The sequence below is a fragment of the Actinomycetota bacterium genome (genome assembly GCA_019347575.1).
Taxonomy (GTDB): Bacteria; Actinomycetota; Nitriliruptoria; order Nitriliruptorales; family Nitriliruptoraceae; genus JAHWKY01.
This window is the reverse complement of record JAHWKY010000102.1, coordinates 1-3,022: the sequence shown is the minus strand read 5'-3', so window position 1 is coordinate 3,022 and position 3,022 is coordinate 1. Positions and strand designations below refer to the sequence as shown.

Below are 3,022 nucleotides of genomic sequence, written 5' to 3'. Positions count from 1 at the left end.
GGCTTCTGACCACGGCGTCGCCTCGTAGGCTTGCGCTCGTAGCGGCAGCGGCACCAGGAGAAGCTCGCGATGGACGCCAAGATCATCACCGACGGCATGCCGACCCAACTCCCCGATGCCGACCCCCAGGAGACCCGTGAGTGGCTCGACTCGCTCCAGGCGGTCGTCGACCAGGTCATCGCCGACAACCCCGACACCGTCGAGGACATCCGCGGCGGCAACGACAAGGCGATCGGGGCGCTGGTGGGGCAGGTGATGCGTGCGACCCGTGGGAAGGCCAACCCGCAGCTCGCCAACGAGCTGATCGCGGAGACGATCCGCGGCAGCTGACCGACGTCGTCGGCTCCGACCGATGACCCGAACGGGCGTACCATGAGACGACCGCCGGCACCCATCCCGGGGCGCCGGCACGTCGAACCACCCGCAGGACGACGGCGAGGACGCCACGTGCTCCTGGAACGCATCGACGCACCGGCCGACGTCAAGGCGCTGTCGTACGAGCAGCTCGACGACCTGGCCGGGGAGATCCGCAGCTTCATCCTCGAGGCCGTCTCCCGGACCGGCGGCCACCTGGGGTCCAACCTCGGTGCGGTGGAACTCACCCTCGCGCTGCACCGGGTCCTCGAGTCGCCTGACGACATGCTGCTCTGGGACACCGGCCACCAGGCGTACGTGCACAAGCTGCTGACGGGTCGGAGGGACCTGTTCGGGAGCCTGCGGCAGGCGGGTGGGCTGTCCGGCTACCCGTCGCGTGCCGAGTCGGCCCACGACCACATCGAGAACAGCCACGCGTCCACCGCCCTCAGCTACGCCTTCGGGCTCGCCCGCGGCATGGCGGACCGCGCCGCCGAGGAGCGTCGGCGGATCGTCGCGGTGGTCGGGGACGGGGCGCTGACGGGCGGGATGGCCTACGAGGCGCTGAACAACATCGGCCACTCCAGCCTGCCGGTCACGATCGTCCTCAACGACAACGGGCGCTCCTACGCGCACACCGTGTCGCGGCTCAGCCACCAGGTCTCCCGGCTGCGGCTCAACCGCCGCTACCGCCGTCTGCGCACCATGATGGACGAGGTGCTCGCCCGCCTGCCGATCGCGGAGCGGATCGCCGATGCCGGCTTGGAGGGTCTGAAGACCGCGGTGTCCCAGGCCCCGGCGCTGCAGTCCTTCGTGGAGTCCCTGGGGGTGCGGTACACGGGTCCGGTCGACGGGCACGACGTCCCGGCGATCGAGGAGGCGCTGCACTCGGCCGTGGGACAGGACGGGCCGGTCCTGGTGCACGTGCTCACCCAGAAGGGCAAGGGCTACGAGCCCGCCGAGACCGATCCCGAGAAGTGCCTGCACGACACCTCCGCCTTCGACGTCGCGACCGGTCGTGCGGTCACGGACAAGCCGCGTAGCTGGACCCAGGTCTTCAGCGAGACGATCGACGAGCTGGCCGAGGAACGCCCCGAGCTGATCGCGCTCACCGCGGCGATGCCTGGCTCGACCGGGCTCCTGCCGCTCGCTGGGCGTTCCCCGGGGCAGGTCGTCGACGTCGGGATCGCCGAACAGAACGCCGTGACCGGGGCGGCCGGCATGGCGATGGCGGGCCGTATCCCGGTCGTGGCCGTCTACTCGACCTTCTTCTCCCGGGCCTTCGACCAGGCCAACCTCGACGTCGGGCTGCACGGCGCGCACGTCGTGTTCGTCTTCGACCGCGCCGGGATCACCGGCGACGACGGACCGTCGCACCATGGCATCCTCGACATGGCGCTCTGCCTGCGGATCCCGGACATGACGGTCCTCGCTCCCTCCAGCGAGGAGGAGCTCGCCTCGATGCTCCGCCAGGCGATGGACCTGCCCGGACCGGTCGCGATCCGCTACCCGAAGGGCGCCACGGTCTCCCGCGGCGAGGCGCGCACCGATCTGCGGGCCGCGCGGCTCCGCCAGGGCGCCGAGGCGGCCATCGTGGCCGTCGGCGACCGGGCCGGTGCGGCGCTGGAAGCAGCCGAGATCCTGTCGCGTGACGGCATCGAGGTCGCGGTCCACGACGTCCGGGCCGTCCGTCCGGTCGATCCGCGGCTCCTCGATGCGCTCGCCGGCGCCCCGCTCGTCGTCACCGTCGAGAACGGCATCGTGAGTGGTGGAGCGGGCGCGTTCATCGCGGACCGCCTCGTCGAGCGGACCGGCGTCAACAGCGCCCCGCCGATCCTCAAGCTCGGGGTCCCCGACGGGTACATCGCGCACGCCTCGCCCCACCGGATCCTGGCCGAGCTCGGCCTCGACGGGACCGGGATCGCGACCGCGACCCGCAAGGCTCTGAACGGCGACGCCTGACGCCCCGTCGGCCGGCGCCCTCCGGGACGTTCCTCCGTTCCTCTACCGGGACGGCGTCCGTCGCGTTATGGTCCGACCCGACGGGTCGGAGCCTGACATGGAAGGGACCTGCATGACACCGAGGGATGTGGTCGAAGCCTGGCTGGGAGCGTTCAACCGGCACGACGCGGATCGCTGCGCCGAGCTGTGCTCGGACGATGTGCATTTCGTCGCCGGCGGCGGACGAGAGATCGTGGTCGGCAAGATGGTCTTCACCACCGACCTCAAGCTCGCCTTCGAGCACTGGGAGAAGTGGACCCTCACCCCGAACCGCTGGACCTGCGAGGACGACCGCGTCGTCGTGGAGCTGTACAACTTCGCGATCTGCGGCGAGACCGGCAAGGTCCGCGAGACCCAGGACTGCGCGGTCTTCGTCGTGCGCAACGGCAAGATCATCGAGACCGATTTCTACTTCGACTCGGCGGCGACGCGCGATGCGAACACCGCCGAGACGATGATCGCCGCTCCCACCGAGCCGCAGCTCGCCTCGGCTTGACGCCCGGTTTGACCTAGGGCGGGTCGGTGCGCCACCATCGTGCGAGCGTGGGCGCGACCGCGCCGAACGAGACGACAGGAACGACACGTGCTGCGTAGCGCGACGACCATGGGTGCGGCCGGGGTGCTCCTCGGCGTGCTGGACGTCGTCCTCGTTACGTAGCGCGTGTCC

General features: G+C 70.7%; 3 protein-coding genes. All 3 read left to right on the top strand.

Translation table 11 applies throughout. The features are described from left to right. Window positions 1-69 precede the first annotated feature (69 nt). The 3 genes from KY469_22725 (at window position 70) to KY469_22715 (ending at window position 2,851) form a co-directional block, all read left to right on the top strand. On the top strand, window positions 70-330 hold the full coding sequence (locus tag KY469_22725) for a hypothetical protein (protein ID MBW3665907.1): 261 nt from the start codon (window positions 70-72) through the stop codon (window positions 328-330). A 42-nt stretch (window positions 331-372) separates the two neighbouring features. Beyond that, window positions 373-2,316: a 1-deoxy-D-xylulose-5-phosphate synthase gene (dxs, locus tag KY469_22720; GenBank protein MBW3665906.1), complete on the top strand. Its 1,944-nt coding sequence runs from the start codon at window positions 373-375 to the stop codon at window positions 2,314-2,316. 112 nt (window positions 2,317-2,428) lie between these two features. Then, a complete protein-coding gene (locus KY469_22715; protein MBW3665905.1) occupies window positions 2,429-2,851 on the top strand; it encodes a nuclear transport factor 2 family protein in 423 nt (140 codons plus the stop codon). Window positions 2,852-3,022: the final 171 nt, after the last annotated feature.